Source organism: Paenibacillus sp. J22P169, from assembly GCF_059691995.1.
In genome coordinates, this window is record NZ_JCAUAO010000001.1 from 2,745,155 (window position 1) to 2,767,740 (window position 22,586).

The following is a 22,586-nucleotide window of genomic DNA, read 5'->3' on the forward strand; positions in this document are numbered from 1 at the left end:
AAAGCAGAGGAATTAATTAGAGAAGCCGACCTGCCGATCACGAGGATCGCTGAACAGGCCGGTTTCCGATGATTATTGCGTACTGTAGAGAATGTTTATTTCCGCGGCTGAAGCCCATCCGCCGTTGCCCGCTATCGCTTCCAATCTGATGTACTTTGCATTTGTTGCAGTAAAAGAAACAGTTTTTTCAGTCTTATCGTTCGCCCATGTACCGTTCGCTATTTGACTATAAGAGATTCCGTCATTACTTACATAAATTTTGTAAGACGTAATGATACCATTAGAACCAATTTGTCTCGGCAGATATTTAATTGTATTGACTTTAAAAACGGATCCAAGTTGAAGTGTGATCGACTGCGGTAAAGGATTGGATAAATTCCACTTCGTATGCCAAATCGTTAATGGTTTTCCATCAACCGCTTGATTCGCAGCATCATTCTCGCTCACAGTTTCCACACTAGTCGCCGATACAGTAAATTGAGACTGAGGAATGATTGCTTGCGGGTCTACCGTTGCTGATTTTCCTCCCCACACTTTAAATTCAGATATTGCAAAATTACCCCATTGAAGGTTAGCCCCGTTAATTTTGATTCTTACATTTTTTGTAGATACATACGTATTGAGCGGAATATCTCTTGTCTCAATCACACTGCTGTTTGTCAGCCACACAATATTTCGATTCTGTGCGATTGGTTTCCACCGCTTTCCATCAAAATATTCCACGTCCACATTCGTAATGCCTTGCCCTTGACCATAAGAAGTGGACAAAGATATTTTATCCGTCGTAACCGTCGTTCCCCCCCAGTTTAATTCTATAAACTGCGGAAAGGAAACGCTTACAGGAGTAGCCCAGATTGAAGTATCATTTCCATCAGAAACAAGACTAATATTCCCATTTCCTGTGGCCTGTTTTGTAAAGGCACTGGCTGAAGTTTGTACAGCTATATCGGAACTGCTTCCCGTAACAACGGTTGAACCCATTTTATACCAACCCGCGTTAGTTTGTGGGGTCGTGATGGCCAATTTGATTTCCGGTTGGGACCCATTATCCCGATTGACTATTGCAACACCCCAATCATAGTTTCCGCTTGGGGCCCCTACAAAATTTATCCCACTCGTGTACGAAAAACTTTGTCCTTTAATCCAATCGGAAGGTTCCGCTGGATCAATGACGGTGTAGACGGGCTGCCCGGTTGTTTTGTCCAAGAGAGCAAAAGCAAGTTTGTACTTATAGTTCCAATTCGGCATATCATTGGGCAGCTTGCCTACCCCTGTGTTTTTCCACGTGTGAGTTATAGCGTTTTCAGTGCCAGAAACGACGTTATCCGGAAATGTGATGTTTGACAGCACTAAGCGGTAACCACCATTAACTGCAAAATCTTGAACCAAATCTGGAAATTGGCTCACCCACACAGTTGCGTCTTGTGGTACCCGTAAATCCAGTGTGTTAGCATGTGTCTCCTTCGCGTCACTAATGACACGGCCTAGCAAATCACTAAGTGGACTCGTGTTACTATCACAAGAAGTAGCCCATACACCTAGCCCTTGGTAACAGTTTTCAGCAAATACTGGCGTACTGGGGAAATGAGATTTAATTTGGTCTTTATCCACCTGGGGGAAATACACAGGGCTGCCATAACTATCCCTGCGAATCATATAACCTTTCTCATTTATCGCCCATTCCTGCAAAGATACGTCAAATGAATTTCCGTATTGTCCACCAAGTAACACCTTTTTGAATTTGGAACTGTATAAATTAGTAATCCACTGAAAAGTATCTATTTTCTGGCTACTATTCATGTAATCAAGTTGCGTAGGTCCCATTTCCCCCCACCAACCCAAACCTTGCCCATCAATAAAGTCTACGACAGATGGATCATCGTACTTTTGAGCAAAAGCACTGATGAAATTCGTGAATTTTTGCCTGAAAATAGAATCTGTCAATTTAGGTGTCTTAAAACTCGCATTCGAATTTGGCGCATATCCTTGTGCTCCAGCGCCAAAAACAAATTGGGGTGTCGCTTGCATATGGACATCTTGGCTATCTACAAACACGCGAAAAGCCAGCTTTAATCCCCTATCTTTCGCCATTTGTACAAGTTGCTGATAGTTTGCGTCATCGTTCCATGCGTAATGTCCTTCTGTAGGTTCCATTCGAGACCATGGCACTCGAATATACAAAATACTTGCCTTGCCAACATTAGGATCCTGCGAGGACCAATAGGTTGCAGCATTTGGAAAACTCTGACCATATTCCTCCAGATACAATACCCATCCCATTGCAGGATTACGTAGAAAGCCAGTTGTGTCTTCTGTCGGAGATACGGATTGCGCAAAAGACCGTTCAACTAGAATCAAGTAACAACAAAAAAATATTGCTAAGGCAAGCACATACTTAATAATTACATGAGAGCGTAGCTGTTTTTTCACTAAACTTCCTCCTCCATTCATCTCATTGATTCAGAATGATTTCCAACTAACTCCAAATCCATCAATTCTCTCTATGCAGTTAGATTTAGCTCTCCCACCCCCTTTCATCGTACATGAAAGCAAGGGCAACATCCCTTATGAAGATGCTGCCCTTTGTCTGACTTAATTTAAAAACTTCAAATACTGCATCATTCTAGCAATGACTACTGCCACTTGAGCTCTTGTTGCTTGAGAGGTCGCATCAAAGGAATTCGGGCTTACACCGCTCATCAACTTTGCATGCAATGCTTTGGAGACAGAATCTTTTGCCCAATCACTAATCTCGGATTGATCACTGAATGTCGATAAAAGTTCGGATACGTTAACAGGCGCATCTATCGGTTGTCCTGTAAAGCTAATCGCTTTTACGATCATTTGGGCCATTTCCTCGCGTGTGATATACTTTTCCGGAGCAAATGTACCGTCTGTATAACCTGATATCAAACCGAAGTAAAATGCCGCCCCTACGGAACCTGCATACCAGGAACTTTTCGGTACATCGGTAAAATGGGCTGCATCCGTGTACTCTTTCAATCCCAGTGCATGTGTCAGGATCGCAGCAAACTGAGCTCGGGTCGTGTTGGATTCCGGATCATAAGCTCTATCTGAAACCCCATTAACGATTAGTTTAGAAGCAAGCAAATCAATTTCTTTTTTTGCCCAATGATGTTGAATATCATCAAACGATTTATTGAAGGAGATAACTGTATAAATACTGTTTCCTCTACTATGAATTCTAACAGATCTATTATTGTCATCTTCTTCAAAAGTAGCTGGAATGAATGTAAATTCGTTCGTGACTTCATTATAGATGACCGCAGTTGCTCGTTCCGCCTGAACAACTCGATCTAAATTAATCGTTCTCACCACATATTGATTGAAATCATTTACTTCGGTGTAATTACCTTCAGCTTCGGCTTTTATGGAATAATCTACAGCTGTGCTCGAAAGGACCGCTCCCATAGCGCTCGCCTTGTTCTTGATTTTCTCCAACAAACCATCTTTAGCAGGTTTTATGGTAAGTACCACATTTATTTTCCCGACTTCAACACCTAATTTTTTTGAAAGGTCTTCAGCATTGATCACATTAAGCGGCAATTCATAACTGCCATTCTCGCTTCTGATTTCAATCTTAGCTTTCGGAGCAACATTAAGTGCTGACATAAGCAAACTTATCGGAAGTACGACCTGGTGGGAATCCGCTTTCTCATCTAATTCAATTTTTATATGTTGAGATTTAGCAGGTTCATTCTTTATGGATTCGATTAATGATTTAAAACTTAGCGTATCCACAGTTACGGTTGAAATTTTGTTGCCTAATGCATCGTTTTTCGTCTCGGAATGTAAGATCAGCTTTCCTTCCTGGGGAGCTGGAGTAATTTCTCCTACTGTTCCTGTATTACTCGTATTTGAAACACCTACTATACGTGTATCACCAAGGACGTACCAATTAAATTGACCCTCTTGCACCTTGGCCGTATCAATAGCCAGTTGAATGCCGGGTGTATCATTATTTTGTTTATCTACAAGACCAACTGCAAAACTGTAAGTGCCGGATGGAACATTACTCAATGTCACGTCATAATTGTAACGATAGAATTGACCTTGAATCCAAGATGAAGGTTCTGCCTCCTGATCCGTCCATTGTTTCACAACTTTGCCGTTTGATTTATCCAGTAAAGCAAACGCAACTTTATATTTGTAGTTCCAATTCGGCATATCACTCGGCAATTTGCCAACAGCAGTATTTTTCCATGTGTGGTAGATCGCATAGGTTTGATCCGATGTCATTTCTGCTGGGTAAGCAGCATTGCTCAGGACAAAGCGATAACCGCCATTGATCGCAAAATCCTGCACCAAATCTTTATTATTGCTTGCCCATTCGATGACATCCTCCGGATGCCGCAGATCTAAAGTATTTGCATGAGTTGCTTTTGCGTCATTCACGACCCTTGTTAACATATCATGGATCGGTCTGGTTTTGCCGTCACATGAACCAGGTCTGGATACGAAATTTTGGTAGCAATTCTCGGCGAATACAGGAATTTTAGGCCAATGGCTGTTGATCTTATCTTTATCCCCCTGTGAGAAGTATACGGGGCTGCCGTAACTATCTCTCCTTAACATGAAACCTTTTTCGTTCATCGCCCATTCTTGTAGTGATTGATCGAACGAGTTCCCATATTGACCGCCTAGTAATACTTTTTTAAATTTGGAACTGTATAAATTAACGATCCATTGAAACGTATTATTCTTCTGTTCAGCAGTGATCGCTTGATTAAAGGTGTACATTTCTCCCCACCAACCAAGACCTTGCGCGTCAATAAAATCTACTTGCGAAGGATTGTCATATTGATCCGCAAAAGCGGTAACGAACCTTTCAAATTTTTGTCTGAAAATTGGATCCGTTACATCCGGAGTCTTAAAGCTAGGATTAGATGTTGCAGGGACTCCTTGTGCGCCATCATCAAAAACAAATTGCGGTGTTGCCTGCATATGAGAGTCCTGGCTATCGATGAAAACACGGAAAGCCAATTTGATGTGCCGATCTAGTGCCATCTGTACTAATTTTTTATAGTTTTCATCCTCATTCCATGCGTAATGACCTTCCATTGGTTCCATTCGCGACCACGGCACACGTATATACATAATACTCGCTGAATCCCTGTGCGGATCAATGGTATTCCAATACATATCGGCATCAATAAGGTCATTATTAAACTCTTCTACGTATAAGACCCAGCCCATTCCAGGATTATGAAGGATATTCGTTTTATCCTCAACAGGTGTGACCGTAACGTAACTAGCAGGCGGTATACCAGGAACAGTAACCTGCAGAGATGAAGTAAGCGATTTACTCTTATCGCTCTTATTAGTAATTTCTAGAACTAGCGCTACTGTCGCAGCATTAACCGAAGGAACAATAGTTCCATCGAGAGAAATAATATTTTCCTTATCCGAAGATTGAATGGCTGCTTCATACCCATTCGGAACTGCTGGCAACACAATCTTCATTTGACCTCTAGCTGGTTGCTCTATGCTCGTAATAGATTTGGCAACACTTTCCGTGGACATGCTCCACACCTTCAGTTCCTCCAGACCATAGTAACCGTTTCCAATATTTGCATTATTAACTGTTATTCGTAATTGCGAAAAAGTTACACTGTTGAAATGAACATCCATACGATCTGAAGATCCCCAATTCGGAATGCTGACTACCGATCGAATTGTCTTCCAATTTCCATCTATGTACCCTTCCAATTTCAAATCGGTAATTCCTTTAGACCATCCATCCTTACTTATTAGTGTAAGTCGATTTGAGATATATTCTTTCCCTTGAAAATCGAGGGTATAAACCTCAGGAAACTGTGGAGCATTACTTTTCCAGGGTTTGCTCTCATCTTCGTCAGTCAAATAGGTTATACTGCCCTCTGTATTCATTGCCGATGTAGTTATCGTAGCTTTCGGCGCTACATTCAATGTGTAAATGAGTGAATCCTCAACAGCTGGCGGCACTAGAACGTGGAGCAGCCCCGTCTCAGCAGTTGATCCATCTGATTCGTCTGTAACTAAAAGTTTAATACCCACAGTCTCTTCTTGTGCAGCAAAGTTAATCGTGCCGTCCAATTTTACGACATCCGGTTTTTCCGAGTACGAAATTTCGGATCTAAAACCATTCGCTAAAGTCGGCATTTTCAATTTACTTTCGCCAGTTACAGGGGAGTCTAGGCGTTGTATAGACTCAGCAACACCTTGGGCATTCGCATCAACCTTACCCCAAATTTTAACTTCAAATATGGATAAGGCACCCCATGTGTAATTCGCATTGTTTATTCGAATCCTCAGTTTATTAGCTGTAATTTGCGGAAACGATATATTTAATCTCTCAATCGGACCACTTTGTTTCCAGTTTAGGTCGTATCCTTCTACAATAGAGTTCCATGCGCCATTGCTAAAGTACTCAAGATCTACATTTGCAACCCCTTGGTCAGGTCCATAATTGCTATAGAAGGATACCATATCCGTAGATAAACTCATTTTGCCGAAGTCAAAATCAATGACAGGCTTTTCTTGCATATCCTGTGGTTTGTCGGCAGCAGCAAAGAAATCACCAACCCCGTTCGAATCGTTTGCAACTCCGTCTACCAAATTGCTCAAATTCCCATGAGACAAGGTTGATAGCGTAGTAGACATGGTTGAAAGCCCAGCCACGCTCGTATTGAATTCAGTCCTCTCTGCCTTCGGTACAAGAACTGAAATGGGTGCTGTAAGTGCCGAACTTCCATCTTGTGCGTTTTGAATTTTGAGTACTAAATCAACATTTGTAGCCAAGCTTGGTGGAATAATAGCTCCATCTAATTTAATTACATTCGTATTACTGCTTTGATCTATACTTACCGTAAATCCGTTGGGTACTGCAGGAAGGGTCAATTTTGTCGCGTTCACTGCCGGATACGTAACTTGAGTAACGGACTCAGCAACAGCAGATGCCGTAGCTGAAAGTTCACCCCAAATTTTAATTTCATAAACGGATAGATTTCCCCACACTTGATTTGCATCATTAATCTGCAGTCGTATTTTGCTGCCTTGAACGTTATCAAAATTAATGTCTAACTTTTGAAGATCATCTGTACTCCATGAAAGAGAATAATTTTGCACAATTGGATGCCATTGTCCGTCTGCATAATAAAGCAAATCGATGTTTGACAATCCTTGTTTAGATCCATAATTAGCATAAATGGAAAGTTGATTAGAGGAGAAGTTCATTTTCCCAAAATCAAAGTCAAGGACTGGTTTCGTACTCATCGTACCAGGCTTATCGTATGCATAAAAAAAGTCGCCTACATCCATTGGAGTATTTACAATAGTCCCGTCCACAAGTTTATTAACTGGATTTGAATCGACTAAAGTCGTACTTATAGCTGCTTGTGGTGCAATATTGGAGGTAAAAGGTACAACTTCAGCAAATACAGGCATCATTGAATTTGGAAATATAAAGCTAGTTATCATTGAGAAGATCGCTATTATGATCACATTTTTTTTAAGCATGTTTTCCCTCTCCCTATCTCAGCTTCTCTTTTATTTTCCTGTTCACCCATTCGCGTTTTGTAAGCAGCCACTCAGCATCCCGGGGATAGTTGCTAAAGCTGATTGGCTGGTCAAGACCTTCCTCTAAAGCAGCTAAAACGTACTCTCTGCCGTATAACTCTTCGAGCAGTTGAAGCGCACGCAAATCTTGTAATGCTTCCTGCAGAACTTCAAGCCGGATAGACTCAATCGGTTCATAATCGCCCGGATATACTAGATAGGAATCGCCGGAGGCAAAGGCGTAATTCGCGTCCGTATTCTTATAAGGATCGATTTCCTTACGGGAATACTGCGAATACCAAAAGTTATAGCCCCAGTGCAGAAACCCTTCAATTTTAAATTTATATAGTTGTATACCCAGAATCCGGTTGCGGGCTGACGGCATGCTAAAGAAACGATTCGACACTTGCTTATACTGAACACAGCAATAATAGGTCCACAAAGATTCGACTCGGTTAGCAATAAAAGGTTCAATATGATCATTGGCAGGAATCGGATTCTTGACAAGTCCTTTTTCATAAAACTCATAATCCGATAGCGCATCGATAATCGGAAAATCTTTTAATAGGTCACGCACCATCAGGCTTGCGTTACCGTATGATTCCAGATGATCGATCGTAGGTTCGTCGGAAATATGAAAATAACACGATTTTCCCAATTTATTTTCTTTGATCCAATCTATTAATGCAGGTAATAATTGCGTTATAAATGATCGATATTTTTCACCGTATGCTTCTGTTTCCCAGCCAAATATCTGTTTATAATCTCCGTTTTCAGAAGCCATAATCTTAGGCGCATGCTTAGCTCCCCATTGTGTGAACAGATGGGAGAACTCGAAATATTCGATCCCCTGTCTCTTACACAACTCCACCCATCGGTTCAAACGGTCAAATCCGAATGTATATGTCTGTGAGTCAAGCACATTGACATCAATCAACTGCACGGTTGGACGCTCTTCACCGATTTGTGTATCGAGAGGCGGAGTAAATATCGGGGTCAAAATCATATTGATCCCGTGCTTAACCGCTGTATAAACATACTTTTCAATGACATCCCAATGCTTTTCACTGAACACATCGATCTCGTAATAGGTCGCTAGACAGTCTACATAAAACCATTCCGTATGCAACAGTTTTTGTTTTGGCAAAAGCGCTGAAAGCACCTCCAATTCAAAAAAAGTTTCCCCCAATGGATTTCCAGACTCCGATTCAAAAGATATGCGGATCTCATATAGACCAGGCTTCACTTTTCCTTCTGGCTCCACCGTCACCCACACCGCTCGCCATTGGTTGGGAAATGTTATCAAACCCTCCGATTCATCAAAGTCGTAGAGAGGATCGGGATATAGGCCAGGAATAGTGCGTAAAATATGTTCATCATGGTCATGATAAACTGGAAGTTCAGAGGGCACGAGTCCTACTGAACGAAGCGTTATCGCCTCCTCCATCTCTGATCTAACCTTCACTTGAATGCCCTTTGTGAGACGATCTGCACGATAGGCAACTTGAAAGGATATCGTCTCATTGGCGAGCGCTGATGCTTTTTGATTCGTGACCTCGTTCAATTCTTCATCGGCAAACACTTTGGCAAGCGAACTTATACAGCGCACTTCAAATGTCAATTTATCTGTAGTCATTGGTTATTAAGCTCCTCCTTATCCTTTGAGTCCGGTATTTGCTATACCCTGAACAAAAAACTTTTGGCTGATCGTAAACAATATAATAGGAACAACAACAATCAAACATGCTCCTGCCATTTGAAGTGCATAATCACTTCCTGCTTCTTGTTGAAAATACTCAAGACCTACTGTTACCATCTGATTCTTGATGCTTGAAATGAATATAAATGGACTGACAAAATCGTTCCAAATCCAAATAAATGTAAATAACATCATGGTAACGAGTGCTGGCATCGCGAGTGGAAGAATAATCCTGTAATATATTTTAAATTGAGAACATCCATCGATTAGTGCCGACTCGCTTAGTTCCTTTGGAATTCCCATAAAAAATTGCCGAAGCAAGAAAATAAAAAACACATCGAAGGTAGCCGGTAAAATAATAACCCATTGCGTATCAATCAAATGCATAGCTTTATAAAGTAAAAAACGTGCAACAATCGTCGTATCTGTAGGAATCATCATAGTTGCAAGCATAATCAGAAACAATATGTTTTTACCTTTAAAGTTAAGTCTAGCAAAAGCATATGCGGCCATCGTTACGACCACCGTTCTAAAAACAATCGTAATCAGGACTGTGCGAATGGAATTCCAATACCAGTGGAAGTAAAAGGGATGGTGAAAAATTGTTTGGTAATTTCTCCAAAAAATATGCTCAGGTATGATGGTAAGTGGATTCGCAAACACTTGGGCTGTAGGCTTCAAGGATGCTGAGATCATAAACACAAATGGCACAAACATTATTAAACCAACAAACAACATGATGATCGAATAAATCAATGTATTGATTTGTAAACCGCTTCTATTCTGATCAGACTTAACTGTTAATAGTGAACCCATTTTTTTTGCCCCTTCCATAGAATGATAGTTATAATCATGATGACAATAAATTGCAGCATTGATTGAGCGGATGCATAACTAAATTTATTGAATGAAAATGCTTCTTCATAAATATTCAAAGAGAGAACACGCGAAGATATACCAGGTCCACCATTTGTAAGCATACGAACGATAGAATAGTTCTGAAATGATCCAATAATACTGGTAATTACAAGGAAGAACGTTGTTGGTGAGATCATAGGAATCGTAATATGAAGCATTTTCCGAAAACGTCCAGCGCCATCCATGTCAGCAGCCTCATAACAATCCTGCGGCACGCCTTGCAAAGCAGCCAAGAAGACAATCGTCTGAAAAGCTAAATTCAACCAAACACTGATCAGTCCTATCGTTGGAAGAGCGGTAGTTGTCCCCCCCAACCACATGGGTGGGTTTAGTCCAATTCCTTTTAGCAGCATATTAACAGGACCATCGTATGGATCAAGTATAATGGACCATACCATGGCGATTGCTACGACGTTAGCCACGTACGGGATTAATACCAAAGTTCGAGTGAACGGCCTTAGATAGAATTTTTTATTTATCAACAAGGCAAGAAAAAATGAAAATATGATAATCCCCGGAACATATACCATAGCGTAATAACTGCTTTTTACAAATGCGCTTAATGCAATGGCATCATCAAATACGTTTATATAATTAGTCAACCCAATAAACTTTAATTTGCTGATATCCTTTAGACTGTTATAATCCATAAGACTGATTACGAATGCATAAATAAAAGGAATAACGTTAAAAATGACAAAACCCACAAAAAAGGGAGCAATAAAGCCGTACGCCGCTCTCCCTTCTTGCTTAGCTATAGAGTATCGGACGACTTTATTTTTTAATATTGGAGTCGTTTCTAATTTCTGCATGCTTCTCCCCATCCTTTATTATAAGAAAAGGACTCCGAAGAGCCCTTTATCTCGGTTTACTCATTATTTATTTTTCTTCGCATCTTCGATCGCTTTATCCGCTCTTTGTTTGATAGCTTTTACCGTATCGTCCAGTGATTTCTGACCGACTAAATAAAGCTCTGATTCTTGCAGAATAATGCTGCTATATTCGCTAGCTGCATTGCCAACAATTTTTTCGTCTGTGACTCCCATTCCTTTATCAAACAAGGTGGTTTTCAAATCTTCTATCGTGATCTCACCATTCATTTTAGAAACAGTATCCTTGAACATTGCATCAAGGTCCGCTTCACTCAAATCCACTCTAGCTGGAAGCGCCCCCTTATATTTGTAGTAATTTTCAGACCAAAATTTCACGAATTGGAAAGCTTCTTTCGCATGTTCTGAGTTTTTATTAATTCCGATTCCAGCCGGTGAAATTAAGTTGTTATTTCCTTTTCCGTCAGCAGATACCGGAATTTGCGTTACTCCGAATTTCCAATCCCTTGGATATGTAGTTTTATCTGCAAACATGTCGGTATACCAGCTGCCGATCAAATGCATACCATATTTTCCTGACATAAAGCCATCCCAAGACAACTTCTTAGTTTTGAACTCCAACCAACTCGGTTGAATTTTCAAAACATTGCCTAGGTCACCGAAGAACTTCAAAGACTCCTTAAACGCTGGATCGTCGTAATTGGAAGTTCCGTCATCCTTATAACCTTTTACGTTGTGCTGTCTAGCATTGAAATACATGTAGTTATCATAATCCAGCATGTAAGAACCATAGATCCCCTTTGAGGAATCCGTTAACTTCTTGGCCGTTTCGATATATTGATCCCATGTCCAAGTACCTTTTGGGTAAGGAACCTTAGCATCGTCAAATACTTTTTTATTGTAATAAACAGCCCATTTACCTGCATAACTCGGTAATGTGTAAATTTTATCGTTATACTTACTTAGGTAATTGCCATACACTTTGTCAACGTCGTACTTATCTTGTTGAATCAAGTCATTTAATGGAACAAGAAACCCAGATGAAGAGTATCGATCCAGTAAAAGAGGATTACTAAGGTAAAGGATATCTGTTTTATCGCCTGTGGAGACGGCTATATCCACTTTTTTGTAAGCATCTACGCCATCGCCTGGAATAATGTTTTGTTCGATTTCAATTCCTGTCTTATCTTTAAAATCTTGTAACAATTTAAGGATGGATTCATCTTTACCGCCTTTTGCATCAAAAAACATGGTCAACTTAACAGGCTTGTTGGTTGCGGGTGTTTCCATTGATGTGGATGAAACTTTCGGACTAGCAGTTTCCTCTACTTTGGAACCACATGCCGTTACAATGTTCATCAGAAGGACTGCAACGGTAAGTGACGCTATTTTAAATCTAGCTTTTCCCATTTGTTTCTCTCCCCTTCATGTGCTTTATGACTACATACTTAGTATAAACTGCGTTGTAGCATCACATGAATGCATTAATCAAACGAAACGTTTCATATCTACCTAGCTTTTTATTTTTCTAAGTGGGCTTCTTACTGCCAATTCAAAAAAATTGCATTATCTATCGATAGCATGCACTTTTTACTTATATTTGATTGGTGACACACCGGTAACTTTTTTAAAAACTCGGCTAAAATAATGTTCATTATCGTATCCAACTTGTTGACCGACCTCATAGATTTTTAAATCCGTTGTTCGAAGCAATTGTTTAGCCTGTTCAATCCTGTAGTTGGTCACATATTCGATCAAGTTTTCCTTGGTTTCTTTTTTAAATAAATTACTTAAATAGTTGGCAGAAATGTTCATTTCTTTGGATAAAAGCTCCAATGAGATCTCATTGCGATAGTTTAAATGAATAAACTGTTTAATGTTTCGGATTAATCTGGTTGATTCATTCGCTTGACTTAGCGTCAACGAAATGGCATCCTCAAACCTGATAAGCCAATTATTAAAGTCTGCCAAAATCATCATCTTATCAATAATCATATATAGATTTTCTTTCCACAATGGGCGAACCGATTGTTGAGCATCTGCTGCCTCTGATTCTAAAACAAATAATAATGTTGAGCAGAAGCCTTTTAGCTCCTCCTTCGAAATGTTAGAAACTGCATTTACTTTTTCTTTAATCATTTGGATAATTAACCGGATACGATCGATATCAGCAATTTGCAGTGCGCGTTCCATATTTTTTATTTCAATTGCTAAATCAAGTGTGTTTAATGGCTCCCGTGAGAGGTGATCAAACTGGATAACACTTCCACGAGGAAAAGAAAAACTATTGCTTACAGCTTCACTTGCCTCTTTGTAACATTGCCTTATAGAGGACAAATCGCGGTGGATTCTACTTGCACCAATCGCCACGGAAATGTTTAAGTAAGTTTTCAAAGCTCCTTTAATACTTTCTTCTAATCGATTAAGTTCGTTCCAGATTATTTCGCTCTTTTGTTCTTCAAACGTAATTAACAAGGCAATTTCTCGTGGCCCTGTTCCAATGGCATAACCTATTTTAAAGTCAGAAAGGATTTCTTGTACCACATTCAGCATCGCATAGTCCAGCAAATGTACATTATCTTCCGAGTACTTGTTATAAATTTCAGAACTTCCTGGTTGAATAACATAGCAAATTATCATGTCTTCATGCAAAACCATACCGTAATATTGGAGCCATTCCTCGATTTCCTTACTGGAGAACATTTTGCCAATAAGTAAGTCTTTCAAAAAGTTATCACGTAATATCGAAATATTTCTTTCAAAATGTTTATCGGTTCGATTGGATAGCTGATTTTCAGATCGTTCCCGTTCAATTTTGGCCTTGACTTGTTCGAGAGTGCTTATTAAATTCTCAGACTGGAGCTCCAACTTGAGCATATAATCCTCGGCTCCGGCTTTCATTGCTTCTTTGACATACTCAAAATCATCGTATGAGCTCAAAACAATAAATTTAACTCTCGGTTTCAGTTGGAGCAAAGTTTGAATGAGTTCAACGCCATTGCATACAGGCATTTTTATATCAGTTATGATAATATCTGGATCAAGATCAGCGGCCAACTCAAGTGCCTTTTTGCCATTCTCAGCTTCACCGACCCATTCAAAACCATACTGTTTCCAGTTAATTAGTGATTTAATACCAACCCTTGCCAGCATCTCGTCATCAACAATCATCACTTTATACATGAATTGCCCCTTTCTTACTTCACTTTTTGTTTATGGGATGGGAATTGAATCCGAACATTTGTATAATTGCCCGGCTGACTCTCAATTTCTATTCCGTACTTATGACCGTAAGTATGTTTTATTCTTTCATCTACATTCTGGATGCCAATACCCCGTTTTTCCGTTTGTCCTAAAATGTTATTGATTTGCTCCTGGGACATGCCAACGCCATTATCTAATATCGACATTCTGATCAATTCATCCACACAAACAATTTGGATCTGGATAGCAGCATGTCCTTCCTTTGGTTCAATACCATGAAAAATCGCATTTTCCAAAATCGGCTGCATCACGAACTTAATACACTTTTCATCCAAAACTTCTTCTTGAATATCATAGTCCACTTGAAATTTATCTTTATAACGGATTTGTTGAATGTAAATATAATCCTTTAATGAATCTAGCTCCTCACGAATCGTCACAAACGTTCCAGAATGCTTGAAAGAGGTCCTCAGCAATCTTCCAAGCACTTCGACCATCTCTTTGATGTTGTCAGCCTTCTGAATAATAGCCATCCAACGGATAGTGTTCAGCGTGTTATACAAAAAATGAGGATTGATTTGTGCTTGCAACGCTTTGTACTCTGCATCTTTTTTCATCTCTTGTTCTTGAAGAACTTCATGGAAAAGTCCGTTTATCCGCTCAAGCATGTAATTGAAATTTTCACTCAACATACCGATTTCATCATTACTTTGAATGTCTGATTTCATTAACAGATTGTTGCCTTTAATGCCGCGCATCGTGAGCGTTAACTGCTGAATCGGCTTTACAATACTGCGCGTCACCAAGAACCATAACACTCCTGAAATAATAAAAGAAATAACAAAAGCTATAGCTGTTGTATAAAAAATGAGATGATTATCTTTTATCAATTCATCATAAGATGTAGTTTCAATGACCCACCATCCATACTTTTGAATATAGTGGGGGGCAATTAATACTTTTTTGCCATTTCTCTCAGAAATATAGTATTTTGAGACCGAATTAAATCGCTGTTTGATTTCATCTATTCCTGAATAGGTTTGATATAACCCATTACTTAAGTTATGAAAGACCACTCGGTCCTGATTATCTACAATCAATAGTTCAGTATGTGGGTCATGTACAACATTTTTAAATGTTTTGTTAAAAAAAGATTCTTTAATACTTAAATAAATAACACCCTTATTTTGATTATTGATATTAATGCTTCTTGCGAGCGAGATGACATATGGCGTACTTTTGCTGTTATTAAGAATAGCTCTTTCAATGCCTAGCCACTTCACTTTTCCGTTAAGATCATGAACATTCTTATACCAAGGTTTATTTTTAATCTTCTCAATATCTAGTTGGTCAGCATCATTCCCGTAAAGTAAATTTCTGTTGTTATCTCCAATGACAACTAAGGATGAGACTTGGGAAAAAAGATTCGAACCAAGAGTCAGATCGTTTACTGCCTGATCAGCTTTTTTCATATCCAAGAAAAATTCAAGATCGTTTTGGTAGTTCGTACTTACAACATTCCGTATCGCATGATTTACAAATATTAAATCCGTAACATTCTCCCACTCATCTAAATTTTTTTCTACATTATTCCCAATATAGGTAAGGTTTTGAACAAATGCCTCACTCACCTTCTCCTGCAAAAGATAAATCGAAATAAAATAGGAACTCGTGCTGATTAACGCCGTGGGCAAAATGAGAATAACCAAAAATGAAAAGAAGATCTTTCTTTGTATGCTTAATCGTGATTTTAATAATTTGAACAAGATTAGCGCCACCTTGTCTACGAATATATTATAATCGAATAATGTTCGACTTTATTCTTGGATCAACAGCTCAAACCGAGCCTGTAGATGTCTTAATGTCGTTTTCGCCTTTAGCGATGATCACTGCTCCAATAATGCATTCTGCAAGTCCGCCCTCCTTCACACTTCCATAGAGATTCGGTAAATTGAAATAGATAACGCCGTTTATTAATTAACATTAGTCACACCTCCATAATCCCTTGAATTAAATCGCACTATGTACTTAATCACTTCTAATTGTCCCTATCTGTACTAATAAGGGTGCCCTTCGCTATTTTCATAGTTAGGATACCCTCACTAAGTTACCTCTTCATTCTAATGAATAAAATATATCACTTACCGCACAATTTGTTCAGTCAATTTTTGCTTGTCCAAAAAACTGCTTCCTTTGTTGTCCACAACTACTTGAGTTGTGAACACGAAGCATCGTAATTACATACCAATATGCTCAGTAAAAGAACAAAGAGCTGCCTTTAGCAGCTCCTCTTTGAATCATAACTATACAAATCTTAGCTTCCAAAAACCTTAAACTCCCTAAAAGCTGTCCAGTATCCTGGTGGTGTTGCGTAATTGTAACTCTTACATACCTTACAGTCGCTGAATACAAGCTCTGCCATCATTTGGCTGAAGTGGCAACTTGAGCAGAGTTGCTGTCCGGCTAATTGAGGCGATTGCTGGGGGGTAATGAATGTTCGTAACTCTTACTCTGCTCTTCTATTCGGTTGTTCAATCTTGTGCTAAAGACAACTCGAGCACATTCATATCTCGCATCCTGAAAAGAAACGTATCCTTTACTTTCCTTTGAAACAACGCGGATCCTTGCTTTTCCTGATGAAAGCTCTAATATTGGGCTAGTTTCATCGGGCTCAAGTGATTGAATCGTATCGGCAAGTGTAGAAGAATCATAGTCTTCCCTTTCGATCAATTGATCCACATTTTGCAATTCAGCAGCATTTTTGAAATGGATATCGTCTGCGGACGTGATGAGTATATGATAACTATAACCTTTGCTAAACAATCTGTCCTTTTCCTGCTCATACACCTTTCTTAGCTCAATTTCATTTTCCACAATTTCCGGAATCCACTTATTTTCAAGAAATATTTTGGCATTGTTAAGAACATAATCGTAATACATTCCCTCGGTATTTGCGATTAAACCGTAAACTACGCCGCCATCTTCCACAGTTTTTTTGCGTTTTTTGTTTTCAAGTTGCATGGATACAAGAAGATCGTCATAATCGACAGCTCCTGAATATCCTTCTTCCTGTGCGATGATTTGAAGCGCCTTATTGTTCACCGCAAGTTGTAGTACTTGCTGTTTGAACACCTCAATAGGTATTTCATCTCCGATCTGTTTGTCTTCTAGATTAGAGCCCAACTTCACTCCATACGTATTATTAAAATATGCTCGAGTATATTCATTAGCTTGCTTCTCGACCCGCTGCAACTCCTTCAGAGAAATCTCATATTCTCCAAGTTTGGCGACTGCCTCGGAAACATTAGCGCCTTTGACGTCATTTCTATAGATATAGAAGCTCGATATGAACAGAATAATTACAATTAGTACGCCCGTAATAAGGAATGAAACTTTTAGGTTTGTCATTATCATCCGACTACTCCTAGTACATCTATATTTGATGGAAACCGCGACACCTCGTCTGCTCCGCCCCTCGCTCTTCAACCGCCGATTTGACCATACTATCGGCGGCGAAGAGTCAGGACATATTAGATCCCGCTTCCTGGCTTCAACAATGACATGATCAACGTAATGGCTTCTGCTCGAGTTGCGAACTTATTCGGATTAAATCTTCCATCCTCATAACCCTTAATTAATCCAGCTGCCTCAGCAGTTGCCACATAGCTTTGTGCCCAGGTCGGCACAAGAGCTGCATCCTTGAACGTTAGAACTGCATCAGGATTTAGTTTAAGTCCCATCGCGCGTACAATCATGACAATCAACTCCGTCCGTGTTACTTCATTATTCGCACGGAATGTTCCATCGTCATAACCCGAAATGATACCCGCGTTTGCTATTCCTTGAATTAAGTCTTGGGCCCATATCGGTGTTTCTCCTTGATCAGCAAAGCTAAATTCAGATGTATCCTTCTCTACTTGAAGAGCTCTAGCTACTATTACAGCAAACTCTCCACGCGTTATTGCAGCATTCGGTCTAAACGTACCGTCTTCATAGCCATTAATAATCCCACTCTCAACCGCTTGTTCAATAGATACTAAGGCCCAATGTCCTGATATATCGGTCATATCAGCAGGCTGCTCTGATTCTGTTGGTGTTGGTGTTGGTGTTGGTGTTGGCGTTGGCGTTGGCGTTGGTGTTGGTGTTGGGGTTGGTGTTGGCGTTGGGTCCGGTGTTGGTATCCATCCACCACCAGAAGGACTTGCTTCTGTTTTTACCGTCACACTCGGTCCATCCACGCTCCAATTGCCCGCTGTATCACCCGCTTCAACTTTAAAGGTATACGTTGTATCGGCAGACAGACCGCTGACATGATAGCTTGTCGCATTAGCTGGCAAGGCTACAAGTTCAATACCTTCCTTATAAATTTTATAGCCTGATACACCAGCAGCCGAATCATCCGTTGCTGCGGTCCACGTCATCGTAAGGCTAGTTGTACTTGCATTTGAGACAGTTATTGCCGCATTTTCCGGCCATTCGGGCGCAACTACATCTAAAGGCGGCACTTCCTCAGTAATCACACTCTCATCGAATCTGGTTACCGCACCTTGCAACACTCCGTATGCAGCAGTAATTTCATCTTGGCTTGCAGCATGATCGACAACATCTTGCGCAGCAGTAATTGCCATATTTAATGCATCCAGGGCAACTTGCGGATACTGGCCCGGCTCCTCCCCAACGACTGCGTTATCCGCCTTTTGTCCCGCCGCTACGATTGCTCCAACCAGTTCCGTTGTAATGACAGCTGGAGGATCTGTTGTAATGGACACCGTTAATGCAACTTCTCCAATAGGATCACCGTTGGAAGATACCTTCACATTAGCAGTGTAATTCCCGGCCCCCAATCCTTTCTTTACATGAGCAGCCAGCATCGTAGTCTCATTAGGATTCAATGTATATGGCACATTTGCAATACGGAATGCATTAATGTCTCCGCTTACTTGATAGGTTAAATAACTAATTCCCTTACCTGTATTTCGAATCTCAATACTGCGTGCATCCTGATAGTCGGAATACCCCACTTCTTGATCAAGGAATTCAATCTTCGTATCGGTAAAGCTTAGATTCGATTCCGGAACAACAACTGTGGCAGTATGCTTTACAGTTGGAACCACAGTTGATACTGCGGTAATAACAAGGTTATCCGCCGTCTCGTCTGCACCAACAAACAGTCGTCCGGAAGCATCAATAACGGTGTTCGCGCTCGATTTATTCGCCACACTCCAGCTCACACTTTGACTGCCTGTCTGATCTCCATAGCTTACATAAGCTGCAAAGGTCCGGGATGAGCCTGGAACAACATCAGCTGTATTCGGAATAATGGCTATGCTTGTCGGTCCGCTAACTTTAACCGGTGTTAACACTTGCACATGGGCAATAATTGTAGAGATCTCAGCATTTTCAATAGTTCCCTTTGTATCAAAATTGCCTGACTGCGCATACCACATCGGATTCATCGTCTCCCATGTGACTTGATACTCTGTTTCAACATTGTTTTTACGAATCTTTACCTTATCAGGCAAAACAGGCTTTGTTCCAACCATCGTCGTGAAGTTTGTCTGAGTAATCAACTGCGATTCATTTTCCCCTTGTAGGAACTGAATACGCGGTGCATAATCTCCAGCCGTTCCACCGTTCGGAACATATTCCTTAGACACAAACTGAAACATTTGTTGATTAAGAATTGTAGCATCCTTCGAATAATTGCCTTTTACGATATCCTCATGTGCCAAAGCGATAGAAATACGTTTTTCTCCTTTGGACAACTTTTCATTGATGAAATTAGTAATATCAAATTCAACCCAATTATTCACTGGAGTAACCGTGTTTTTTGTTATCCGATCAAATGTCCAAGTTGCAATTGCTTCGTCGTCTTTAGAAGGCCTGTAAGTAACTGCATTGTTCCAAGTTAACATACTTTCAGTCCATCCCGTTTTAGCCGCATAGATGCCGATTGGCATTAACGAGTACGCTTCTCTAACTTCTTTCAAGTATATCTTGACAATCGCTTTTTCTACTTCAGTTCCATTAAATGAAGAAAGATCAAAATTCAGCATTGAATATCTCGAATAAGCAGCAGGCCCTGCAAATTGGGTATATAAGCTATATTTATTTTGCAGTGTACCTGCTGGATAGGCGCCTGTAGTTGTCCCGTGTGTCTCGGTTCCACTCGCGCCTCGGACAAACGCATCGTCGGTCGTAATAAACGTGAGAACAGAATTTTGTTGCGGGATAACGTTAACTGTACTTGAATTAGAAATTTCCTGACCGTTTACAGTAGCTTTGGCAGTTATCGTAACAACTCCCTCGGATAGCGCTTTAACAACACCTACTTCACTCACCGTCGCGATACTTACATTTGAGCTTTCGAAATATATACTATCATTCGTATTTGGCACTAGATTTGCAACAAGCTTCTCCGATCCGTATACAGAAAGATATACATTAGATTTACTAAGCAGGATCGAACTATCCGCAAGTGCCGGTTTATCCGCTGCGCTGTATTCATGTGCTCCAATATCAGGCAAGTCATTGTACAATACATTTCCGAAATAGTCCTTGTGCGTGTTATAAATATCTCTAGCAATATTAAAACCGATTGCAACCCCTGCGTCGATCGCCGGTGAAGTGTTTTTCAACATATAACCTTGCGCAACATCCAAATTGGATTCATAAGGCTTATCCTGACCTGCTGCTACAAATTGAGGATCAGCAACAATTGCCTTCTTATCCGCTGCAGGAGCCAATAGTCCTCCACCGTACAGATTGCCCTCCAACTCTATTCCGGAAAAGTTGAAGTCTTTTGAGGGCAGATAGAAAATATTATTTTTGGCCACTTCTTGGCCACTGATGTTAATAGAGCCCGTAGGTATGGCATTATAAAACGTATTATTATAGAGATATCCAGGTAAACCGCCATAAACCAATCGGTTTCTGGTGTTGGTAATTATGTTATACCGAAATACCGTCGGATTCGTGGTTGCCCCGTTCCATACACAGAACAAGACCCCATCGCGATTGTCATGAGCATAGTTATACTGCCAGACCGCTCCAATGCTTGCACCGTCAGAATCCATCGCAACACCATCTGCCGTATTCGACAAATCGTTACCCGACCTGGTGATACCTCCATTCCCGTCATACGCAGCTTCTCTAAAGTCATGTTCAATATCAAATATTTCGTTATACTGAGCGATAGAAAATTGTGCGTGCGTATCTTCAAGACCCGATGTATGGAATCCCGATACGGTATTGTGCTCGACTAACGCCCCATCCGTGCTCGCCCAATAAATACCAAAGTCCGACCAACGTTTGTTGCCATTTACATAGTTGTTCCGGATCACTACATGTTTGTGTAAACCTGCATCAGGGTCGTCCACCTTACTCAACGTATAGGCACGCAGATGAACAGATTGCATAACGCGAATACCCGTCTCCGAAACGTCCTTGATCACATTTCCTTCAATTAGCACACCATCAAAAATAGCCTTCTTAATGTTGTCCTTCTGCGTTGTCGGCGGCATCGCTTGCGTTATGCCGACAGGTACGCCATAGAGATCCTTATTGGTAGTCGTCTCAGGTGTATTCCGGGGTCTTGGGTCCTCGGTTGTAAAGGCAATACCGCCGCTTGCCTTCCAATAATCCGTATCAAATCCGCCTCGGGACAGCGCTTTTGCCCAAGTTAACGCTGAATTGCCGTCCAGTGCTGGACTATGGAATAATCGCATACCATTAACATCGTGAATATAGTTGTTTCTTATTGTGATATCATGACTCACATAGTCTACAGCTTTACCCGCCGTAATCGAAACTAGAATTCCCACATAAAAATCGGTTGAGCCAAACGGAAAGCGGTTTAGATTATTATTATTTGCTTCGCTATCCGTATAGGGACGCAAATCGCCTGTAGCTGCTAGTGAAATATCAGAATGATTGGTCAGCTCAAGATCTTGAATGGTAATATATTCCTGATCTCTGAGTCTTACAGTAAAGTGAGAAGTGCCATTGGTATGAATTTGAGGCTTCTCTCCCACGCCATATTTACCGATTGTAATGGGTTGACCCTCGCTTCCTGAACCTTTAGGCCAGAGGTAGGTATTCTCCCACACAGACCCTGCCTTTAACAAGATATTGTCACCGGGTTCAAACTTTCTGTTGTTAACGTTTTCAAATGTCTTCCAGGCACTGCCTTCACTAGTACCATTATTAGCGTCATTACCTTGTTCATTATTAATATAATAGGTAATTCCATTGCCTAAAGGATTATCTGTCACAGTTGAAGCAGTTGCATAATGCCCGAAAGGAAACAATGTAAACAACATCGTTAACATTAAAGTTATCGACAGTAATGATTTCATTCTTAGCAATTTCATTTTTTG

Annotated in this window: 10 protein-coding genes; all 10 read right to left on the reverse strand. The window is 40.4% G+C overall.

The genetic code is table 11. From position 1 onward, the window contains the following. Positions 1 to 72 precede the first annotated feature (72 nt). Positions 73 to 2,430 carry a discoidin domain-containing protein gene (locus tag AC58QG_RS12565; protein ID WP_497362360.1) on the reverse strand — a complete coding sequence of 786 codons (2,358 nt, stop codon included), beginning with the start codon at positions 2,428 to 2,430 and terminating at the stop codon, positions 73 to 75. A gap of 162 nt (positions 2,431 to 2,592) precedes the next feature. Continuing rightward, positions 2,593 to 7,518 (reverse strand): S-layer homology domain-containing protein, encoded by a 4,926-nt coding sequence (locus AC58QG_RS12570; protein WP_497362361.1) that lies wholly within the window; start codon positions 7,516 to 7,518, stop codon positions 2,593 to 2,595. Positions 7,519 to 7,531: 13 nt separating this feature from the next. Then, on the reverse strand, positions 7,532 to 9,193 hold the full coding sequence (locus AC58QG_RS12575) for a DUF4091 domain-containing protein (protein ID WP_497362362.1): 1,662 nt from the start codon (positions 9,191 to 9,193) through the stop codon (positions 7,532 to 7,534). Positions 9,194 to 9,211: 18 nt separating this feature from the next. Beyond that, positions 9,212 to 10,072: a carbohydrate ABC transporter permease gene (locus tag AC58QG_RS12580; RefSeq protein ID WP_497362363.1), complete on the reverse strand. Its 861-nt coding sequence runs from the start codon at positions 10,070 to 10,072 to the stop codon at positions 9,212 to 9,214. Further along, a complete protein-coding gene (locus AC58QG_RS12585; RefSeq protein ID WP_497362364.1) occupies positions 10,057 to 10,986 on the reverse strand; it encodes a carbohydrate ABC transporter permease in 930 nt (309 codons plus the stop codon). Before AC58QG_RS12585 ends, AC58QG_RS12580 begins: the two co-directional genes overlap by 16 nt. A gap of 63 nt (positions 10,987 to 11,049) precedes the next feature. Next, positions 11,050 to 12,414 carry an ABC transporter substrate-binding protein gene (locus AC58QG_RS12590; protein WP_497362365.1) on the reverse strand — a complete coding sequence of 455 codons (1,365 nt, stop codon included), beginning with the start codon at positions 12,412 to 12,414 and terminating at the stop codon, positions 11,050 to 11,052. 180 nt (positions 12,415 to 12,594) lie between these two features. Continuing rightward, complete coding sequence (locus tag AC58QG_RS12595) at positions 12,595 to 14,187, reverse strand: response regulator (protein WP_497362366.1); 1,593 nt, start codon at positions 14,185 to 14,187, stop codon at positions 12,595 to 12,597. A gap of 14 nt (positions 14,188 to 14,201) precedes the next feature. After that, the gene (locus AC58QG_RS12600; protein ID WP_497288077.1) at positions 14,202 to 15,974 is read right to left on the reverse strand and encodes a sensor histidine kinase; all 1,773 of its coding nucleotides are present in this window, start codon (positions 15,972 to 15,974) and stop codon (positions 14,202 to 14,204) included. A 697-nt stretch (positions 15,975 to 16,671) separates the two neighbouring features. Further along, entirely contained in the window at positions 16,672 to 17,616 is a 945-nt protein-coding gene (locus AC58QG_RS12605; protein WP_497362367.1) for a hypothetical protein, read from the reverse strand. Positions 17,617 to 17,738: 122 nt separating this feature from the next. Further along, positions 17,739 to 22,580, reverse strand: coding sequence for an S-layer homology domain-containing protein (locus AC58QG_RS12610; protein ID WP_497362368.1), 4,842 nt, complete (start codon positions 22,578 to 22,580; stop codon positions 17,739 to 17,741). Positions 22,581 to 22,586 lie beyond the last annotated feature (6 nt).

Bases quoted from the DNA above. Each gene is read 5' to 3' on its own strand.
- AC58QG_RS12595 (WP_497362366.1), bottom strand. From the start codon at position 14,187: ATGTATAAAGTGATGATTGTTGATGACGAGATGCTGGCAAGGGTTGGT.
- AC58QG_RS12610 (WP_497362368.1), bottom strand. From the start codon at position 22,580: ATGAAATTGCTAAGAATGAAATCATTACTGTCGATAACTTTAATGTTA.
- AC58QG_RS12570 (WP_497362361.1), bottom strand. From the start codon at position 7,518: ATGCTTAAAAAAAATGTGATCATAATAGCGATCTTCTCAATGATAACT.
- AC58QG_RS12590 (WP_497362365.1), bottom strand. From the start codon at position 12,414: ATGGGAAAAGCTAGATTTAAAATAGCGTCACTTACCGTTGCAGTCCTT.
- AC58QG_RS12585 (WP_497362364.1), bottom strand. From the start codon at position 10,986: ATGCAGAAATTAGAAACGACTCCAATATTAAAAAATAAAGTCGTCCGA.
- AC58QG_RS12580 (WP_497362363.1), bottom strand. From the start codon at position 10,072: ATGGGTTCACTATTAACAGTTAAGTCTGATCAGAATAGAAGCGGTTTA.
- AC58QG_RS12575 (WP_497362362.1), bottom strand. From the start codon at position 9,193: ATGACTACAGATAAATTGACATTTGAAGTGCGCTGTATAAGTTCGCTT.
- AC58QG_RS12605 (WP_497362367.1), bottom strand. From the start codon at position 17,616: ATGACAAACCTAAAAGTTTCATTCCTTATTACGGGCGTACTAATTGTA.